The sequence below is a fragment of the Microbacterium psychrotolerans genome (assembly GCF_031085295.1).
GTDB lineage: Bacteria > Actinomycetota > Actinomycetes > Actinomycetales > Microbacteriaceae > Microbacterium > Microbacterium psychrotolerans.
Map to the genome: position 1 here is coordinate 25,707 of NZ_JAVFWO010000003.1, position 19,023 is coordinate 44,729.

Here is a 19,023-nt window from a genome sequence, read left to right on the forward strand (position 1 = left end):
ATGCCTCAGAGTCGCGTCCACGCCTCCGTGAGCACGCCGCGGAGGATCTGCTCGATCTCGTCGAACTCCTTCGGGCCCACCGTCAGGGGCGGCGCGAGCTGGATGACGGGGTCGCCACGGTCGTCGGCGCGGCAGTAGAGGCCGGCATCGAAGAGCGCCTTGGAGAGGAACCCGCGCAGCAGCCGCTCGGACTCGTCGTCGTCGAAGGTCTCCTTCGTCGCCTTGTCCTTGACGAGCTCGATCCCGAAGAAGTAGCCGTCGCCGCGCACGTCGCCGACGATGGGCAGGTCGTTGAGCTTCTCGAGAGTCGACCGGAACACCGGCGAGTACTCGCGCACCCGCTCGTTGAGGCCCTCCTCCTCGAAGATGTCGAGGTTCTCGAGCGCGACCGCCGCCGACACCGGGTGACCGCCGAACGTGTAGCCGTGGTAGAACGCGCGGTCGCCGTGGGCGAAGGGCTCGTAGATGCGGTCGCTGACGATGGTCGCACCGATCGGCGAGTAGCCGCTGGTCATCGCCTTGGCGCACGTGATCATGTCGGGAACGTAGCCGTACGCGTCGCACGCGAACATGTGGCCGATGCGGCCGAAGGCGCAGATGACCTCGTCCGAGACGAGCAGCACGTCGTACTTGTCGCAGATCTGGCGCACCCGCTGGAAGTATCCGGGAGGCGGCGGGAAGCAGCCGCCCGAGTTCTGCACCGGCTCGAGGAAGACCGCCGCCACGGTGTCGGGACCTTCGAAGAGGATCATCTCCTCGATGCGGTCCGCCGCCCAGACGCCGAAGGTCTCGAGGTTGTCCGCCGGCGCGCCCATATCGGCGGCGCGATAGAAGTTGGTGTTCGGCACCCGGAAGCCTCCCGGCGTGACCGGCTCGAACATCGACTTCATGGCCGGGATGCCGGTGATCGCCAGGGCGCCCTGCGGGGTGCCGTGGTACGCGACCGAGCGTGAGATGACCTTGTGCTTGGTGGGCTGGCCCTGGATCTTCCAGTAGTACTTGGCGAGCTTGAACGCAGTCTCGACGGCTTCGCCGCCGCCGGTGGAGAAGAACACCTTGTTGAGGTCGCCGGGCGCGTAGTCGGCCAGACGGTCGGCCAGCTCGATGGCGGCGGGGTGCGCATACGACCAGATCGGGAAGAAGGCGAGCTGCTCGGCCTGCGTGGCCGCGACCTCCGCGAGGCGCCGGCGGCCGTGACCGGCGGCCACGACGAACAGGCCGGCGAGACCGTCGATGTACTGCTTGCCCTGGGAGTCCCAGATGTGGTGGCCCTCGCCCTTGACGATGATCGGGACGCCGGGGCCGTCCGTCATCACCGACTGGCGGGCGAAGTGCATCCACAGGTGGTCTTTCGCCATCTGCTGCAGCTCGGATTCGCTCCTCGCGGCGCGGTCGGTGCGGGCGTGGCGTTCGGTCGAGATCGACATGGGGAGCCTTCCGTCGGACGTGCTCCCACGCTACTCGGGTGTCCCGCGCGCGCGGACGGGACGTTTCGTCCGGTTCGGATGCCGCAGTCGCCGGTCCGTCCGGACTCCCGGGGTCTCCGGCATCCATCGTCCTTCGGGTGGTTTGGGGCGCGGCAGTGACGTCCGGGGCGCACGCGGTACGCCCCGGACGACACTCGTGCGCCCCGAACGCGCGAGGAGGTCACGGGGACTCAGGTCGAGCCGCGCCCGATCAGCTGCGTCGCGAGCACGATGGGGGAGGTCGGCAGGGGAGCGCCCGCGGCGGCATCCGTCAATGCGGTGACGGCGGCCGCGGCCATCTCGCGGATCGGCTGGCGCACGGTGGTGAGCGGCGGTGTGAGCCAGCGGGCGCCGCGCAGGTCGTCGAAGCCGACGACGAGCACGTCGTCGGGGATGCGGCGCCCCGTCGCCGCGGCAGCGGCGTACACGCCCGCGGCCATCTCGTCGGAGCACGCGAAGACGCCGAGCCGTTCGCCGGGCCGGAGCGCGCGCAGCACGGGCAGCGCGGCTTCGCGCGCGGCCGCTCCACCCCAGTCGGCCTGCACCGCGATCAGGTCGGCGTCCGGGCGGACGAGTCGCAGCGCCTCGCGGAAGCCGGTGTTCCGCGCGCGACCGTAGCGATACGGCGGTGACCCGAGCACCACCGCGAACCGGGTCGCGCCGCGTTCGGCCAGGTGCATCGCCGCGGCCGCGCCGCCCTCGCGGTCGGTCGTGCGAACGCTGGTGAGACCGCGCGACGTCTCGGCCTGCGGATCCATCAGCACGACCGGGATCTCGGCATCGTTGAGCGCCGCCAGTTGCGACGCAGTCGGTGAGATGAGCCCGAGCACCACGCCCGCCGAACCGCGCCTGCGGATGCGCATCGGCCAGTCGTCGTCGGGGGTGTCGCGCTCCTCGGTCAGCACGAGGTCGTATCCGGCGGCGGCTGCCGCACTGCGGGCGCCGGCGGTCACCTCGTCGGAGTACGCGTTGTGGAACCAGCCGAGCACCAGGTCGACGAGGCGCGCCGATCCCGGCGGCCGCCCGCCCGCGGCGGGGTCGCGGGTGTAGCCGAGTGCGCGGGCGGCCGTCAGCACACGACGCCGGGTCGCGGGGGCGAGGTCTCCGCGGCCCGACAGCGCGCGGGACGCCGTCGCCACACTCACCCCCGCGGCCGCCGCGACAGCGGCAAGGCTCACGCGCGCAGACACCGGCCGCCTTGCCTGGACGCGTGCCCGTGAGACGTCACCTGACTGCCGAGAGGGCGGGTGGATCCCATGGTCTCGGCGACCAGATGACCTCTCGGCGGCACCGCACCACTTTCGCGCACGCGGGAGGTTTTGCGCAACTTTGTCGCGGCGCCGAGCGGGCGATGGCATCGTCTGTGGCTGGAAAGGGCACACCCGATGACGACGACGACATCGCCGCTGCGGATCGCACTGATCGGCACCGGCTTCATGGGCCGCATGCACACCCACGCGTGGCGCACCGCGCCGCGCTTCTTCGACCTGCCGCTGACGCCGCAGCCGGCGCTGCTCGTCGGCCATCGCGCCGACGCGACGGCCGAGGCTGCAGCGCGCTGGGAGTGGCCGGAGCACACGGTCGACTGGCGCGAGGCCGTCGAACGCGACGACATCGACGTGGTCGACATCTGCACCCCCGGGCAGACCCACGCCGAGATCGCGCTCGCCGCGCTCGCCGCCGGAAAGCACGTGCTGTGCGAGAAGCCCCTGGCGAACTCCGTCGCCGAGGCGGAGCAGATGACGGATGCCGCATCCCGCGCCGACGTCGTCGCCATGTGCGGCTTCAGCTACCGCCGCACCCCCGCACTCACCCTCGCCCGAGAGCTCATCGCAGCGGGCCGCGTCGGCGAGATCCGGCACGTGAGGGCGCAGTACCTGCAGGACTGGCTGAGCGACCCCGACGCGCCCCACACCTGGCGCCTGGACCGCGATCGGGCGGGCTCCGGTGCACTGGGCGACATCGGCGCCCACAGCATCGACACCGCGCAATGGCTCACTGGGCAGGACATCACGGCGGTCTCGGCGACCCTGCGCACGTTCGTCACCTCGCGGCCGCGTCGCGGGGCGGTGGAGGGTCTGGGCGGCGTCGCCGCCGACACTTCCGATCGGCTCCCGGTCACCGTCGACGACGCGGCAGCCTTCACCGCCCGCTTCGACGGCGGCGCCCTCGGCGTCTTCGAGGCGACGCGCCTGGCGACCGGACGCCGCAACGCCAACCGCATCGAGATCAACGGCGACCGCGGCGCGATCGCGTTCGACTTCGAGCGGATGAACGAGCTCGAGGTCTACGACGCCGCCGCCGATGTCGCGCAGGGCTTCCGGCGCGTGCAGGTCACCGAGGCGCAGCATCCGTATGCCGGCGCGTGGTGGCCCGTCGGCCACGGCCTCGGGTACGAGCACCTGTTCACGCACCAGGCCGTCGACTTCGTGCGCGCCGTCGCCGGCGAGATCCCGGTGTCGCCCACCTTCGCCGACGCGACCCAGGTGCAGCGCGTGCTCGCCGCGGTCGAGCAGAGCGCCGCGCACGACAGCATCCTGACGACGGTCGCCGCCGGCGCCGTCGACGCCCCCGAACACCCCCTGGAAGGGAACCTCTCATGACCCGCACCGCCCTCGTCGTCCGTGGCGGATGGGACGGACACCACCCGGTCGAGGCGACCGAGCTCTTCCTGCCGTTCCTCCGTGACAGCGGCTTCGACGTCACGGTCGAAGAGGACCCGCAGGTGTACGCCGACGCCGACCGCATGGCCGCGACCGACCTCGTGCTGCAGTCCGTCACCATGTCGCAGGCCTCTAACGAGGCTGTGCGCGGTCTGCGTGAGGCCGTCGCCGCCGGCACGGGTCTGGCCGGCTGGCATGGCGGCATCGCCGACTCGTTCCGCGCGAGCTCGGACTACCTGCAGCTCGTGGGCGGCCAGTTCGCCACCCACCCCTCCAAGCACCCCGACGAGGTTCACGGCGACCAGACCGACAACTACCTGGACTACACGGTCGAGGTCACCGACCTGGGTCGCAGGCACGAGATCACCGCCGGCATCGACGACTTCCGGCTCACCACCGAGCAGTACTGGGTGCTCCACGACGACCTCATCGATGTCCTCGCCACGACCACCCACCCGGTGCAGCCATACCATCCGTGGCATCGGCCCATCACGTCGCCGGCCGTGTGGACGCGGGACTGGGGCCAGGGGCGCGTCTTCGTGTCGACACCGGGTCACAGCCTCGACGTGCTGCAGGACGTCAACGTCCGCACCATCATCGAGCGCGGCATCCTGTGGGCGGCGCGATGACCGCCGGCAGCGCGACCGACATCGGCATCGTCGGGCTCGGCGTCATCTCGCGGCAGTACCTCGACACGCTCGGCGGCGCCGAGGGCGTGCGGATCGTCGCCGTCGCCGACCTCGACGCCTCACGAGCGCAGGCCGCGGCCGACAGCATCCCCGGGTGCCGCGCGCTCGGCACCGACGAGCTGCTCGCCGATCCCGGCGTCGGCACCGTCCTCAACCTCACGATCCCCGCCGCGCACGCCGAGGTGGCGCTGGCAGCCATCGCGCACGGCAAGGACGTCTTCGGCGAGAAGCCGCTCGCGGCGACGCTCGCCGACGCGACGCAGGTCGTCGATGCCGCAGCGGCTGCGGGCGTCCGCGTCGGGAGTGCGCCCGACACGGTGCTCGGCACGGGGGTGCAGACCGCCCGCGCCGCGATCGACGACGGCCTGATCGGCCGGCCGGTGTCGGCATCCGCGATGTGGATCTCGGCGGGCCACGAGTCGTGGCACCCGCATCCCGACTTCTACTACCGCGAGGGCGGCGGACCGCTGCTCGACATGGGCCCGTACTACGTCACCTCGCTCGTGCAGCTGCTCGGGCCCGTCGCCGCCGTGTCGGGTGCCGCATCGCGCTCGCGCGACGTCCGTGTCATCGGCACCGGGCCCCGGGCGGGCGAGAGCATCGGCGTCGACGTCGACACCCACCTCACCGGCATCCTGCACCACGCGTCCGGCGCGATCTCGACCGTGACCATGAGCTTCGACGGCGTCCGGTCGACTGCCGCGCCGATCGAGGTGCACGGCGTCGACGGATCGCTGATCGTGCCCGACCCCAACATGTTCGCGGGGGACGTGCAGCTCCACCTCCGGAGCGGCTCGTGGGAGACGCTCGAGCCGTCCGCCGGCTACGCCGACGCCGGCCGGGGCATCGGCCTGCTCGACTTCGTCGCCGGTCCCGCGCGGGCGAGCGGCGCGATCGCGCTGCACGTCCTGGAGATCATGACCGCCCTGTCGGACTCGGCGGCATCCGGCGTGCGCGTGCCGCTGCGCACCACCGCGGAGCGCCCCTCCCTCGTTCCCCTGACCCCCGCATCCGACTGGAGAAGCCTGTGACCACGGCCCGCGCCGTCATCGACCTCGACGTCCCCGGAGACGTCATCAGCCGCCACCTCTACGGCCACTTCGCCGAGCACCTCGGCCGCTGCATCTACGGCGGCTTCTGGGTCGGCGAGGACTCGGCGATCCCGAACGTGCGCGGCATCCGCTCCGACGTCGTGGAGGCGCTGCGGGCGCTCGGCATCCCGAACCTCCGCTGGCCCGGGGGCTGCTTCGCCGATGAGTACCACTGGCGCGACGGCATCGGACCGCGTGAGAACCGCCCGCAGATGATCAACTCGCACTGGGGCGACGTGGTGGAGAACAACCACTTCGGCACGCACGAGTTCATGGACCTGTGCGAGATGCTCGGCGCCGACGCATACGTCAACGGCAACGTCGGCAGCGGCACGGTGCGCGAGATGAGCGAGTGGGTCGAGTACCTGACGCGCGACGGCGACAGCCCGATGGCGCGCCTGCGGCGCGAGAACGGCCGCGACGAGCCCTGGCGCGTGCCCTTCTGGGGCATCGGCAACGAGGCGTGGGGCTGCGGCGGCAACATGACCGCCGAGCAGTACGCTCTCGAGGCCCGCCGCTACGGCACGTTCTGCCGCAACCACGGTGGCAACGAGCTCTACCGCATCGCGGCAGGCGCGTCCGACGACGACATCACCTGGACACGCGCGCTCATGGAGTCGCTCGGCTGCCTGACGTGCGGCTCGCAGCCGGCGCCGGTGTTCCAGGGCGTCTCGTTCCACTACTACACGCACGCCGGTGCGGGCATCAACACCGAGCCGGCCGTCGAGTTCTCGACCGAGCAGTACTACGGCACGATGCGCAAGGCGATCGACATCGAGCGGGTCATCCGCCGGCACGAAGCCGTCATGGACTCCTACGACCCGGACCGCAAGGTGGGCCTCATCCTCGACGAGTGGGGCACCTGGTGGAACGTGGAGGCCGGCACCAACCCCGGCTTCCTGTTCCAGCAGAACACCGTGCGCGACGCCCTGGTCGCCGCCGTGCACTTCGACGCCTTCCACCGCCACGCCGGGCGGCTGAAGATGGCGAACATCGCACAGACGCTCAACGTGCTGCAGGCGATGATCCTCACCGACGACGACGGCGCGATGGTGCTCACCCCGACCTACCACGTGTTCGAGATGAATCGCGGGCACCACGACGCGACCGCACTGCCGGCCCACGTGCTCGAGACCCCGACGGCGACCGACGACGTGCCGGCGCTGTCGGTGTCGGCGTCGACGACCGACGACTCGGCGCTCGTGTCGCTGTCGAACCTGTCGCTCGACACGCCGCTCGACGTGCGCGTCGACCTGCGGGGTCGCACGGCCACCGTGCGCCGTGCCCGCGTGCTGACGGGGGCGGATGCCGCCTCCCACAACACTCCCGAGAGCCCCGACGCCGTCGCACCGGCGTCGCTCGAGACGTCGATCGATGCGGGTGTGCTGACCGTCTCGCTGCCGCCGCACTCCTTCGCCACCGTGGAGCTCGACCTGGCGTAACGGGCGCACGACGGCACGAAGAGGGCCCCGCGGCGCGATGCCGCGGGGCCCTCTTCTCTTTCGAGGTGGTTCGGCTCAGCGCACGGGCAGGGCGTCCGCGCCGGTCCGGACCGTCGCCGTCGCGGTGCGGAGATCCGCCGCCGTGACGACGTGGACGTTGCCGGTCAACTCGACCCGCGCCTCCGCGTCGCGCTGCGCGCACGAGGGGCCGACCCAGAGGTCGATCTCGCCCGGCTCGACGATGCGGCGACCGTCGCGCCCGGTGAACGCCAGGCGTGCGGCCGGCACGGCGAAGCTCACCGCCACCGATTCGCCGGGCTCCAGCGACACCCGCTGGTACGCCAGCAGCTGAGCGACCGGGCGCGTGACCGACGCCACCCGATCCCGTGCGTACAGCTGCACGACATCCGTTCCCAGCCGGTCGCCGGTGTTGGCGACGACGACCGAGACATCCAGGATGCCGTCGGTCGCGGCATCCGCCGTGATCAGCGATCCGCGCTCGAACGTCGTGTACGTCAGACCGTGGCCGAACGGCAGGGCGGGGGTGTTGTCGGCGCTCGTGATCTCGGTCGGCCCGCCGAGCACCGGGTGCAGGTAGGTGTACGGCTGGGCGCCGGCCGACCGGGGGAGCGACACGGGCAGGTGCCCGGACGGCTCGGTGCGGCCGGACAGGATCCCCGCGATGGCGGGTCCGCCCTCCTCGCCCGGGAAGAAGGCCTGCAGCACCGCACTCGCGGCGCCCGGTCCCTCGAGCATCCAGCCGATCGCGTACGGGCGTCCTGAGACGACCACGACGGTCGTCGGTGTGCCGGTCGCGATGACCGCCTCGACCAGGCGACGCTGTACGCCGGGCAGCTCGAGGTCGTCGACGTCGTTGCCCTCGCCCACGGTGCCGCGGCCGAACAGTCCGGCCCGATCGCCCACGACGACGATCGCCACGTCGGCGGCCGCGGCCGCCTCCACTGCGGCGGCGATCCCGGTGGTGTCGGGATCCTCGACCTCGCAGCCGCGCTCCAGCACCACGTCGGCGCCGGCGAACTCGCCGAGCAGCGCCTCGGCGATGCTGGGCATCTCGAACCCCAGGGGAGTGCCCGGGTGGTGCGCGAGCACGTGGTTCGCGAACGAGTAGCAGCCCATCAGCGATTCGGCCGAGTCGGCGTTGGGGCCGATCAGCGCGATCCGCCCGGGAGTCGCGAGGGGCAGCAGGCCGTCGTTGGTCAGCAGGACGACCGATTCCTCGGCGGCACGGCGCGCCAGGGCACGCAGCCCGGGATCGTCCAGGTCGATCTCGGTGGGCGGCGCCTCGAAGTCGGCGTCGAGCAGCCCCAGCCGCTCCTTCTGCGCGAGGACGCGCAGCACGGCACGGTCGACGAGCTCGACCTCGTCGGGATGCGCGGCGAGCCGGGCCCGCAGGGGCCCCGCGAACGCGTCGGCGGTGGGCAGCTCGACGTCGATGCCGGCGCGGAGGGCAAGCACTGCCGCCTCGCCGAGATCGCCGGCGACGCCGTGGAGCGAGTGCAGGAACGCGACCGAGAAGTAGTCGGCGACGACCGTGCCCTCGAACCCCCACTCGTCCCGCAGCAGAGCTGTGAGCAGAGCGGGGTCCGAGGCCACGGGAACGCCGTCGATCTCGGCATACGAGTTCATGACCGACTGCACGCCGCCGTCGCGGATCGCCATCTCGAACGGCGGCAGCACGACATCCTGCAGCCGCCGCCGGCCCATCTGCACGGGGGCGTGGTTGCGGCCCGCCTGCGATGCGGAGTACCCGGCGAAGTGCTTGAGGGTCGCATCGACCCCGGCCGACTGCAGCCCGCGCACGTACGCGGTGCCGATCGTGCCGACGACGTAGGGATCCTCGGCGATGCACTCGTCGACGCGGCCCCAGCGGGGATCGGTGACGACGTCGAGCACGGGGGCGAGACCCTGGTGGATCCCCAGAGCGGCCATCGACCGGCCGATCGCCGCGCCGAGCTCCTCGGTCAGCTCGGGGTCGAACGCGGCACCCCATGCCAAGGGCGTCGGGAACGTCGCGGCCTTCCACGCCGCGAGACCGGTCAGGCACTCCTCGTGCACGATCGCCGGAATGCCGAGGCGGGTCTCGGCACGCAGGCGCCGCTGCTCCGCCCAGAGCCACTCGGCCCGCGCGATCGGATCCACGGGACGCGTGCCGTACACGCGGGTGAGGTGACCGAGGCCATGGAGGGTCGCTTCTTCGTACGGCCCGGTGTTGCCGCGCTCGCCGGCCATCGGGGCGACGACCTCGCCGCCCTTGTCGACCCAGTAGCCGACGAGTTGCGCGAGCTTCTCGTCCAGCGTCATCTGCGCGTGGACGGACTGCACCCGCGGCGAGACCGCGGGCATCACAACGCCGCTCATCCCTTGACCGCCCCCGTCAGGCCGCCGACGATCCGCCGCTCGAAGAGGCTGAAGAACACCAGCGCGGGCAGCATCGACAGTGACGTGAACGCGAGCACCTTCGCCGTGTCGACGGAGTACTGCGACGAGAACGCCTGGACACCCAGCGGGAGGGTGAACTGTGCCTCGTCGTTCAGGATGAACAGCGGCAGCAGGTAGCCGTTCCAGCTTCCGATGAAGGCGAGGATGCCGACGGTGATCACTCCGGGCACTGCGAGCGGGAGCACCATCCGCCAGAAGAACGACAGGCGACCGCAACCGTCGATGTAGGCGGCCTCCTGGATCTCGTCCGGGATCGCCTTCAGGAACGGGACGAGGATGATGATCGTCGTCGGCAGCGCGAACGCGATCTGCGGCAGGATGACGCCGGGCAGCGTGTTCATCAGCCCGAGGTTGCGCACCACGATGTACAGCGGCGTGATCGCCACCGTGATCGGGAACATCAGGCCGGCGGCGAACAGCGCGTACAGCGCCCCGCGACCGGCGAAGCTGTACCGGGCGATCACGTAGCTGGCCATGAGGCCGAGCGCCACCGCGCCGACGGTCGTCGCGAGGGCGACCATCGTCGAGTTGAGCACCTCGGTCCAGAACAGTCCGCTGGTGAGGACGTCGACGTAGTTCTGCGGGTTCCAGCTCACCGGCAGGCCCGACGGGTCGACGGTGATCTCTGAGTTGGTGCGGAAGCCGCCGATGATGATGTAGAGCACCGGCCCGAGCATCAGCGCGATGATGACCAGGGCGATGAAGTACACCGCCGGGCTGCCCCAGGGGAGCTTGTTGACGTCGCGGCGGCGTCCGGGCACCGTGTCGCGCAGCGTGATGGTCCGGGTGCTCATCGAGTCCGTGGAGCTCACTTGACGCCCCTCTCTGTGATGGCCCCCGCGGTGTCACGGCGCAGGATCGTGCGCTGGTAGATCAGGGCGACCACCAGCGAGATGACGAAGATGACGACGGCGACGGCACTGCCATAGCCGAAGTTGCCGGAGTTGCGGCCGGTCGCGACCATGTAGATCGCCATCGTGTTGGTGCCCGCGACGGACGACACGTACTGGCCCCAGATGATGTACACGAGGTCGAACAGCTGCAGCGCGCCGATGATCGACAGGAACGCCCAGATGCGCAGGGTGGGCCCCAGCAGCGGGAGGGTGATGGTCCGCTGGATCTGCCAGTAGGACGCGCCGTCGATCGCGGCGGCCTCGTACAGCTCCTGGGGGATGCCCTGGAGCCCTGCGAGGAAGAGGATGACGGCGAACCCGATGTACTTCCAGGTCAGGATCGCCATGAGGGTCCAGATCGCGATGCTGGGGTCGGCGAGCCAGTCCTGCGCGAGCCAGCTGAGACCGACCTTCTCGAGGAAGCCGTTCACCGCTCCGTTGGTAGCCAGCATGAGGCTGAACCCGGTGCCGACGATGACCTCGGCGATCACGTAGGGGACGAAGATGAGGACGCGGATGACGGACTGACCGCGCATCCTGCGGTTCAGCAGCAGCGCCAGCAGGATCGCGATCGGGCCCTGGAGCACGAGCGAGGCGACGACGATGAAGGCGTTGTGGCCGAGCGCCTGCTGGAAGATCGGGTCGGTGAAGATCGTGACGTAGTTCTGCAGGCCGATGAAGTCGGTCGCCGGGCCGAAGCCCGACCAGCGGAAGAACCCGTAGTACGCGGCCATGATGACCGGGAAGATCACGAAGCCGACGAAGAAGATCAGGGCCGGCCCCACCAGGATCGCGACTTCGAGGCGGCCGGCCCAGCCTAGGCCTCGGGGGCGCCGGCGGCCCTGCGGCACCGACGGGGGCGGCGTCATGCCGCCCCCGTCGTGCTCTGCAAGGCCGCGAGCGTCGGAAGACATCTCGCGGGTAGACACGATCAGCCCTGCTTGCCTGCCGCGGTGACCGCGTCGACGAGCTTCTGCGGGTCGCTGTTGCCGGCGAGCATGTCGACGACGGCGACGTTGAGGGCGTTGCCGACGTTCTGACCGAGCACCGTGTCGAGCCACTGCGAGACGAACGGAGCGTTGTTGTACGCCTCGAGGATCTGCTGCAGGTACGGCTCGGTGACGGCTTCCTGCGCCACGGTGTTGACCGGCGGCGAGTTGAACGCCTTGTAGTACGCCGTCTGCTGCTCGGCGCTGGCGACGAAGTTCAGGAAGTCGGCGCACTCCTTCGGGGCATCGACCGAGCACGAGTACCCGTCGACGCCGCCCATCATCGAGCCCGGCTCACCGTCGCCGCCCGAGATCTCCGGGAACGGGAACCACGCGAGGTCGGGAAGCGGCTTCTCGTCGGGCGTCAGGGAGGCGATCACGCCCGGGTCCCACGCACCCATGAGCTCCATCGCGGCCTGGCGGTTGGCGATGAGGCCGGCCGAGCTGCCCGCGCCCTGCTGGGGCTCGGTGGTGAGGAAGCCCTCGTTGAAGGGGTCGATCGCCGCGAAATCCTGCAGGTCCTCACCGGCGCGCAGCCAGCACTCGTCGCTGAAGTCCTTCGTGTCGCCCGTCTCCTCGATGACCTCGGGGCTGCACTCGCGGATGGCGAAGAAGTAGTACCAGTGCGCGGCGGGCCAGGCGGCCTTCGCTCCGAGGGCGATCGGCGCGATGCCCGTCTCCTTGAGGCTCGCGACCGCGTCCTTGAGGTCGTCGATGGTCTCGGGGGTCTCGGTGATCCCGGCGTTGTCGAACGCATCCTGGCTGTAGAAGAACCCGCCCGGCAGAACCGAGAGCGGCATCGCCCACACCTTGTCCTGATACGTCTCTGCGGCGAACGAGCCCTCGGGGATCTCGCTCTTGATGTCGTCCGAGATGGCGTCGGTCAGGTCCATCAGCTGGCCGGCGTTGACCATCGCGGTCATCTTTCCACCGCCGCGCTGAAGGAAGATGTCGGGCGCGTCGCCCGCGTTCAGAGCCGTCTGCAGCTTTCCGTCCATGTCCTCGTTCTGGACTGACTGCATCTTGATCGTGACGCCGGGGTTCTCGTCCTCGAACGCGGCGATCGCGTCCTTCCAGAACTGCTGGCCGGGACCGGTCGTCGAGTTCTGCCAGAGCGTCATCTCGACGTTGCCGTCGCTGTTCTCGTCGGAGCCGCCGGCACTGCAGCCGGCGAGCGCGAGCGCGCCGACGGCGAGTGCTGCCGAACCCGCGAGGATTCTCTTGCCCATCATGTGATTCCCGTTCTCTTCATCGAGGAGCACCTCTGCTCCGGGGTGCGGTGGTCGGCGCGATCGGGTCGCGCACCGCTCGGCGCTGCGACCGAGCAAGCAAAAGTGTGCGTGCACAACAAATAGTTTGTCAAACGTTTTCGAAAACGGTTTCCATGCCGTTACGCTATCGAGATCATGAAGCGTCGTCCCACCATCACGGATGTCGCCGCTGCGGCCGGCGTCTCCGTCGCGACCGTGTCCAAAGCGGTCAACGGCCGCTACGGCGTGGCCAGTGAGACGGCCGACCGCGTCCTCGCCGTCGTCGCCGAACTCGGCTACGAGTCCAGCCTCATCGCCAGCAGCATGCGGTCGCGCACGACGGGCGTGATCGGTGTGCTCGTCGCCGACTTCGAGCCGTTCAGCGCCGAGATCCTGAAGGGCGTCGGGCAGGCGCTGCGCGACTCCCGCTACGACCTCCTCGCGTACTCCGGATCGCACGGCTCTGCGGAGGGGTGGGAGCGGCGCTCGCTGTCGCGCCTGAGCGGCACGCTCATCGACGGCGCCATCATGGTCACCCCCACGGTGGTCAACGTCGGCGCCGAGGTCCCCGTGGTCGCCATCGACCCGCACACCGGGCCCGCCGACCTGCCCACCGTCGAGTCCGACAGCTACGGCGGCGCGCTGCAGGCGACCCGGCACCTGCTGGAACTGGGTCACACGCGCATCGGCTTCATCGCCGGCCGACCCGACCTGCGTTCGTCGATCGCGCGCGACGCCGGTTACCGGCGGGCGCTGACGGATGCCGGCTTCCTGGTCGAGCCGGCGCTGGTGGGCTCGGGCAGCTACCGTCAGGACGCCGTGCGCGTCGCTGCGCTCGAGATGCTCCGACGCGGCGATCGCCCGACCGCCATCTTCGCCGCCAACGACATCTCGGCGATGGAGATCGTGAAGGTCGCCGCGGAACTGGGGCTCGGTGTGCCGCGCGACCTCTCGGTCATCGGATTCGACGACATCCCGGAGGCTTCCAAGTCGGCGCCGGCCCTGTCGACGGTCCGCCAGCCGATGCAGACCCTGGGCGCCGAAGCGGCGAGGCTGCTGCTCACGCTCATGGACGGCGAGGTCCCGGCGGCGACGCACGTGACGCTGCCGACGCGCCTCATCCCACGGGGGACGACCGCACCTCCGCTCTGACGCCGACCGGGCCGCTCAGTTCAGCGCGACGCCGGCCGGATCACGCAAGAGCTCGGCGAACGCGGCCTCGGCGGCGCCGATGAGCAGGCGATCCTCGGCGAGGGCCGCCGGCCGGATCTCGAGGTCCTCGCCGTTCGCCGGCATGGTCTGCGCGACGACCGCCTCGGTGAACCCGTCCAGATCGTCGGTGGCGAGCATCGCCAGGAACCCGCCGAGCACCACGACGGCCGGATTGAGCACGTTGACGGCGTTGGCCAGCGCGGTGGACAGGATGCGGCGCTGCCGTGCGATCTCGTCGCGGACCTCGGATGAGCGCGCCTCGCGCAGCATCTGGGCGAGGGCCGGCTCGTCGGCGTTGTCGCGACCGAGGACGGCGAGCAGGCGTGCGCGGCTCACCTCGTCCTCGAGCACGCCGCCGCTCGCGCGGCGATCGGCGCTCGACGCGATGCCGGGGCGGTTCTGCCCGAATTCGCCGGAGTAGCCCGAGGCGCCGGCCACCGGCATCCCGTGCACGATCAAGCCGCCGCCGATGCCGCTCGCGCCGCCGTTGAGATAGACCACGTGGTCGATGCCGCGCGCGGCGCCGAACAGGTGCTCGGCGAGGACGCCCAGCGCCGCGTCGTTGCCGACGACGGTGGGCAGGCCGGTCGCGGTCTCGATGAGCTCGCGCAGGGCGGTGTCGGTCCACCGCAGGTGCGGGGCGTCTCGCACCAGTCCGTCCGAAGCCCGCACGAGTCCGGGCACGGCGACGCCCACTCCTGCGATCGCCGCCTCGGCTAGGTCGTCCCGACGCCAGGCGTCGATGCGCTCGCCGATGAGCTGCGCGGTCCCCTCGGGGCCCAGCAGCCCCGTCATCTCGAGGCGCTCGCGCCGCCGCACCGTGCGATCCAGCCCGACGGCAGCCATCGTGAGGGCGTCGACCTCGGGGTTCACCGCGATCGTCACGACGCGCGGGTGCGGCGCCACCAGCGGAGACGGCCGACCGACGCGCCGGCTGGGATCGGGCGCGCGTTCCTCGACGACGCCCAGCGCGACGAGGTCGCCCACGAGGTCGGCGATCGTCGAGCGGTTGAGGCCGGTGGCTCCGGTCAGCGTCGCGCGCGAGACGGGTCCATCGAGATGTGCGAGGCGCAGCAGCCGCGACAGGTTCGCTTGGCGGCTGCCGACCGGCTCGTTCATACCCTCACTGTAGAGGCGACCCGCGACGCGATCGCGCAGTGGACGCGGCATCCGTTCTGGTATAGGTTGTCGTCAGCAACATTTCTCGCAAAGGAGCGTCATGCCCACCCCTACCCGCGCCGACAAGTTCTCGTTCGGTCTCTGGACCATCGGCTACAACGGCACCGACCCCTTCGGCGGACCGACCCGCCCCGCCCTCGACGTCGTCCACGCCGTCGAGAAGCTCGCCGAGCTCGGCGCTTACGGCCTCACCTTCCACGACGACGACCTGTTCGCGTTCGGCTCGACGGATGCCGAGCGCCAGACCCAGATCGACCGCCTCAAGGGCGCGCTCGCCGACACCGGCCTCATCGTGCCGATGGTGACGACCAACCTCTTCTCGGCCCCCGTCTTCAAGGACGGCGGGTTCACGTCGAACGACCGCCAGGTGCGCCGGTTCGCGCTGCGCAAGGTGTTCCGTCAGCTCGACCTCGGTGCCGAGCTGGGCGCCAAGACCTTCGTCATGTGGGGCGGCCGCGAGGGTGCCGAGTACGACTCGGCCAAGGACATCCGCGCTGCGCTCGAGCGCTACCGCGAGGCCGTGAACCTGCTCGGCGACTACGTGACCGACAAGGGCTACGACATCCGCTTCGCGATCGAGCCGAAGCCCAACGAGCCCCGCGGCGACATCCTGCTGCCGACGCTCGGTCACGCGATCGCGTTCATCGACTCGCTCGAGCGCCCCGAGCTCGTGGGCCTCAACCCCGAGGTCGGCCACGAGCAGATGGCGGGACTGAACTTCGCCGCCGGCATCGCCCAGGCGCTGTACCACGGCAAGCTCTTCCACATCGACCTCAACGGTCAGCGCGGCATCAAGTACGACCAGGACCTCGTGTTCGGTCACGGCGACCTGCACAACGCGTTCGCGCTCGTCGATCTGCTCGAGAACGGCGGCCCCGGGGGCGTCCCCGCCTACGACGGCCCGCGCCACTTCGACTACAAGCCGTCGCGCACCGAGGACGAGACCGGAGTCTGGGACTCGGCCGCCGCGAACATGCGCACCTATCTGCTGCTCAAGGAGCGCGCCGCGGCCTTCCGCGCCGACCCTGAGGTGCAGGAGGCGCTCGAGGCCGCCCGCGTCGCGGAGCTGTCGATCCCGACGCTCAACGAGGGCGAGTCGTACGACGACTTCCTGGCCGACCGCTCGGCGTACGAGGAGTTCGACGCCGACGCCTACCTCGGCGGCAAGGGCTTCGGCTTCGTCCGCCTGCAGCAGCTCGCGACCGAGCACCTGCTCGGCGCCCGCGGCTGATTCATCCGTCCCTCCGCGTCCGTCCCGGCCCCGGTCGCTCGCCCGGCCGCGAAAGAACGCCTGGTGGACGAAGGGTAGGCAACCTCCCTGCTCCTCGTCCGCCAGCTGTACTCTCGCGGTCGAGCGGGCTCGCGGGCTCGCGGGCGAACGGGCGAGCGGGGACGGCGCGAATGAAAGGAAAGCGCGATGACGCTGGTCATGGGCGTCGATTCGTCGACGCAGTCGTGCAAGGTCGTGATCACGGATGCCGCCACCGGCACCGTCGTGCGGCAGGGGCGTGCGTCGCACCCTGACGGCACCGCGGTCGACCCCGAGGCGTGGTGGACGGCGCTGCAGGCGGCGCTCGCCGATGCGGGCGGCGTGGACGACGTCGAGGCGTGGGCGGTCGGCGGGCAGCAGCACGGCATGGTCGCGCTCGACGCCGACGGGCGGGTGGTCCGCGACGCCCTGCTCTGGAACGACACCCGCTCGGCACAGGCGGCGGCCGACCTCACGGCGGAGTTCGGTGCCGACGAGCTCGCGCGCCGGACGGGCCTCGTGCCGGTGGCATCCTTCACGATCACGAAGCTGCGGTGGCTGCGTGACCACGAGCCCGAGAACGCCGCTCGTGTCGCCGCCGTCGCGCTCCCGCACGACTGGCTCACCTGGCGGCTGCGCGGCTTCGGCCCCGAGGGCGAGTCGCCACGAGGCCCGGTCCTCGACGAGCTCGTCACCGACCGGTCGGACGCCTCGGGAACCGGCTACTGGGATCCCGCGACCGGCGGGTACGACCGGGACCTCCTCGTCGCGGCGCTCGGTCACGATGCGGTGCTCCCGCGGGTGCTCGGTCCTGACGAGTGGGTGACGGATGCCGCCGGCCGCCGCGTCGGCGGCGGTACCGGCGACAATGCGGGCGCGGCCCTGGGGCTCGCCGCCCGGCCTGGCGATGTCGTCGTGTCGATCGGCACGAGCGGAACGGTCTTCGCGGTGAGCGAGGAGCGTACGATCGACCCGACCGGCACGGTCGCCGGGTTCGCCGATTGCACCGGGCGCTTCCTGCCGCTGGTCGCGACGCTCAACGCCGCGCGTGTGCTCGACGCGATCGCGCGCGTGCTCGGTGTCGACCACGCCGAGCTGTCGCGCCTCGCCCTCGCCGCCCAACCGGGCGCTGCGGGCCTGCAGCTGGTGCCGTACTTCGAGGGCGAGCGCACGCCGAACCTGCCCGACGCGACGGCATCGCTCACCGGCATGACCCTCGCCTCGACGACGCGCGAGAACCTCGCGCGTGCCGCCGTCGAGGGCATGCTGTCGGGGCTCGCCGCCGGACTCGCGGCGCTGCGCGGCCTGGGCGTTCCGCTGGAGCGCGCACTGCTCATCGGCGGCGGCGCGCAATCGGGCGCCGTGCGCGAGATCGCGCCGCTGGTGCTGGGGCTTCCCGTCGAGGTACCCGAGCCGGGGGAGTACGTCGCCCTCGGCGCCGCGCGGCAGGCGGCATCCGTCCTCTCCGCCTGACGGTCCTGGCCGGCGCGCGGGGACAGGGGCGCGCGAGCGCGGCCTCACGCGCAAGAATGGGCGGATGCCGGAGGCCGACGCAGACGCAGATCTCGACGCCGTCGCGGCCGAGCTCTACGCCCTGCCGCCGTCGGAGTTCACGGCCGCCCGCAACGCTCGCGCCGGGATGGCGGCCGGAGACGTCGCCAAGCGGATCAAGGCGCTGCGCAAGCCGACCGTCGCGGCGTGGGCCGTGAACCTGCTCGCCCGCGAGGGGCAGCTGGCCGACGCGATCGAGCTGTCGGCGGCGCTGCGCGAGGCGCAGGACGACCTCGACGGCGCCGAGCTGGCGCGCCTCGGCAAGCAGCGGCGCCAGCTCGTCGCCGCGCTCGCGCAGCAGGCGGTCGGCCTGGCCGAGGATGCGGGTGGCACGCTGAGCGCCGCCGCGCGCGAGGACGTCGAGAAGACCATCAATGCCGCGGTGATGGATGCCGCAGCCGCCGCTGCCGTCATGACGGCCCGCCTCGTCACGCCGCTGGAGGCCGGTGACATCGAGCCCGGCACGCTCGCCGACGCGGTCGGCGGGTCGATGCCCGGCGTCGTCACGCCGCCGCCGCGCGACGACCTCGCGGAGCGCCGTTCCCGCAAGGCGGCGGAGAAGGCCGCGCGCGAGGCGGAGCGCCTGGCGAACGAGGCGGAGCGTGAGCTCGCCCGGGTCGACGCCCGCCGCGCGAAGGCGCAGGAGCGGGTCGACCACGTGCGCGAGCGCATCGACGACCTCCGCCGCGACCTCGCCGCGCTCGAGAAGGACGAGCAGGCCGCAGTGGAGAAGCTCGTGGTCGTCGACCGGGAGCACTCCGCGGCGGCGGCGAAGGCGCGCGATGCGGCGAAGGAGGCCGAGCGCGCCCAGCGCGCCCTCGACGACGCGTGAGGTGCCGCCGCGCAGGGCCGCGGCATCCGTCTTTCACAGGACTCTCGTAGGGCCGCC

General features: G+C 71.3%; 15 protein-coding genes. 8 read left to right on the forward strand and 7 right to left on the reverse strand.

The window, feature by feature from the left end; genetic code table 11:
* Positions 1–5 precede the first annotated feature (5 nt).
* Together Q9R08_RS09305 and Q9R08_RS09310 are read right to left on the reverse strand one after the other, a co-directional pair.
* Complete coding sequence (locus tag Q9R08_RS09305; RefSeq protein WP_308867725.1) at positions 6–1,427, reverse strand: aspartate aminotransferase family protein; 1,422 nt, start codon at positions 1,425–1,427, stop codon at positions 6–8.
* Between the two features lie 230 nt (positions 1,428–1,657).
* Positions 1,658–2,656: a LacI family DNA-binding transcriptional regulator gene (locus Q9R08_RS09310; RefSeq protein WP_308867726.1), complete on the reverse strand. Its 999-nt coding sequence runs from the start codon at positions 2,654–2,656 to the stop codon at positions 1,658–1,660.
* A gap of 195 nt (positions 2,657–2,851) precedes the next feature.
* On the opposite strand from Q9R08_RS09310, the gene Q9R08_RS09315 reads away from it, so the two are divergent.
* The 4 genes from Q9R08_RS09315 to Q9R08_RS09330 are packed head-to-tail and all read left to right on the forward strand — an operon-like array spanning position 2,852 to position 7,351.
* Entirely contained in the window at positions 2,852–4,069 is a 1,218-nt protein-coding gene (locus Q9R08_RS09315; RefSeq protein WP_308867727.1) for a Gfo/Idh/MocA family protein, read from the forward strand.
* Entirely contained in the window at positions 4,066–4,758 is a 693-nt protein-coding gene (locus Q9R08_RS09320) for a ThuA domain-containing protein (RefSeq protein WP_308867728.1), read from the forward strand. Before Q9R08_RS09315 ends, Q9R08_RS09320 begins: the two co-directional genes overlap by 4 nt.
* Positions 4,755–5,849: a Gfo/Idh/MocA family protein gene (locus tag Q9R08_RS09325; protein WP_308867729.1), complete on the forward strand. Its 1,095-nt coding sequence runs from the start codon at positions 4,755–4,757 to the stop codon at positions 5,847–5,849. Before Q9R08_RS09320 ends, Q9R08_RS09325 begins: the two co-directional genes overlap by 4 nt.
* Positions 5,846–7,351 (forward strand): alpha-N-arabinofuranosidase, encoded by a 1,506-nt coding sequence (locus Q9R08_RS09330; protein WP_308867730.1) that lies wholly within the window; start codon positions 5,846–5,848, stop codon positions 7,349–7,351. Before Q9R08_RS09325 ends, Q9R08_RS09330 begins: the two co-directional genes overlap by 4 nt.
* 75 nt (positions 7,352–7,426) lie before the next feature.
* Here Q9R08_RS09330 and Q9R08_RS09335 read toward each other — a convergent pair whose 3' ends face one another.
* The 4 genes from Q9R08_RS09335 to Q9R08_RS09350 form a co-directional block, all read right to left on the reverse strand.
* Positions 7,427–9,730 (reverse strand): beta-xylosidase/alpha-l-arabinosidase, encoded by a 2,304-nt coding sequence (locus Q9R08_RS09335; protein ID WP_308867731.1) that lies wholly within the window; start codon positions 9,728–9,730, stop codon positions 7,427–7,429.
* Entirely contained in the window at positions 9,727–10,605 is an 879-nt protein-coding gene (locus tag Q9R08_RS09340) for a carbohydrate ABC transporter permease (RefSeq protein WP_308868472.1), read from the reverse strand. The genes Q9R08_RS09335 and Q9R08_RS09340 overlap by 4 nt, the downstream gene beginning before the upstream one ends.
* Positions 10,606–10,619: 14 nt before the next feature.
* Complete coding sequence (locus Q9R08_RS09345) at positions 10,620–11,573, reverse strand: carbohydrate ABC transporter permease (RefSeq protein WP_418001340.1); 954 nt, start codon at positions 11,571–11,573, stop codon at positions 10,620–10,622.
* Between the two features lie 62 nt (positions 11,574–11,635).
* The gene (locus Q9R08_RS09350; RefSeq protein ID WP_308867733.1) at positions 11,636–12,925 is read right to left on the reverse strand and encodes an ABC transporter substrate-binding protein; all 1,290 of its coding nucleotides are present in this window, start codon (positions 12,923–12,925) and stop codon (positions 11,636–11,638) included.
* 174 nt (positions 12,926–13,099) lie between these two features.
* Here Q9R08_RS09350 and Q9R08_RS09355 point away from each other — a divergent pair, with 174 nt between their 5' ends.
* The gene (locus Q9R08_RS09355; protein WP_308867734.1) at positions 13,100–14,095 is read left to right on the forward strand and encodes a LacI family DNA-binding transcriptional regulator; all 996 of its coding nucleotides are present in this window, start codon (positions 13,100–13,102) and stop codon (positions 14,093–14,095) included.
* A 15-nt stretch (positions 14,096–14,110) separates the two neighbouring features.
* Here Q9R08_RS09355 and Q9R08_RS09360 read toward each other — a convergent pair whose 3' ends face one another.
* Positions 14,111–15,274 carry an ROK family protein gene (locus tag Q9R08_RS09360; RefSeq protein ID WP_308867735.1) on the reverse strand — a complete coding sequence of 388 codons (1,164 nt, stop codon included), beginning with the start codon at positions 15,272–15,274 and terminating at the stop codon, positions 14,111–14,113.
* A 100-nt stretch (positions 15,275–15,374) separates the two neighbouring features.
* Here Q9R08_RS09360 and xylA point away from each other — a divergent pair, with 100 nt between their 5' ends.
* The 3 genes from xylA (at position 15,375) to Q9R08_RS09375 (ending at position 18,966) form a co-directional block, all read left to right on the forward strand.
* Positions 15,375–16,565, forward strand: coding sequence for a xylose isomerase (gene xylA / locus Q9R08_RS09365; protein ID WP_308867736.1), 1,191 nt, complete (start codon positions 15,375–15,377; stop codon positions 16,563–16,565).
* A 186-nt stretch (positions 16,566–16,751) separates the two neighbouring features.
* Positions 16,752–18,056, forward strand: coding sequence for a xylulokinase (xylB, locus tag Q9R08_RS09370; protein ID WP_308867737.1), 1,305 nt, complete (start codon positions 16,752–16,754; stop codon positions 18,054–18,056).
* A gap of 64 nt (positions 18,057–18,120) precedes the next feature.
* Positions 18,121–18,966 carry a transposase gene (locus tag Q9R08_RS09375; protein WP_308867738.1) on the forward strand — a complete coding sequence of 282 codons (846 nt, stop codon included), beginning with the start codon at positions 18,121–18,123 and terminating at the stop codon, positions 18,964–18,966.
* Positions 18,967–19,023 lie beyond the last annotated feature (57 nt).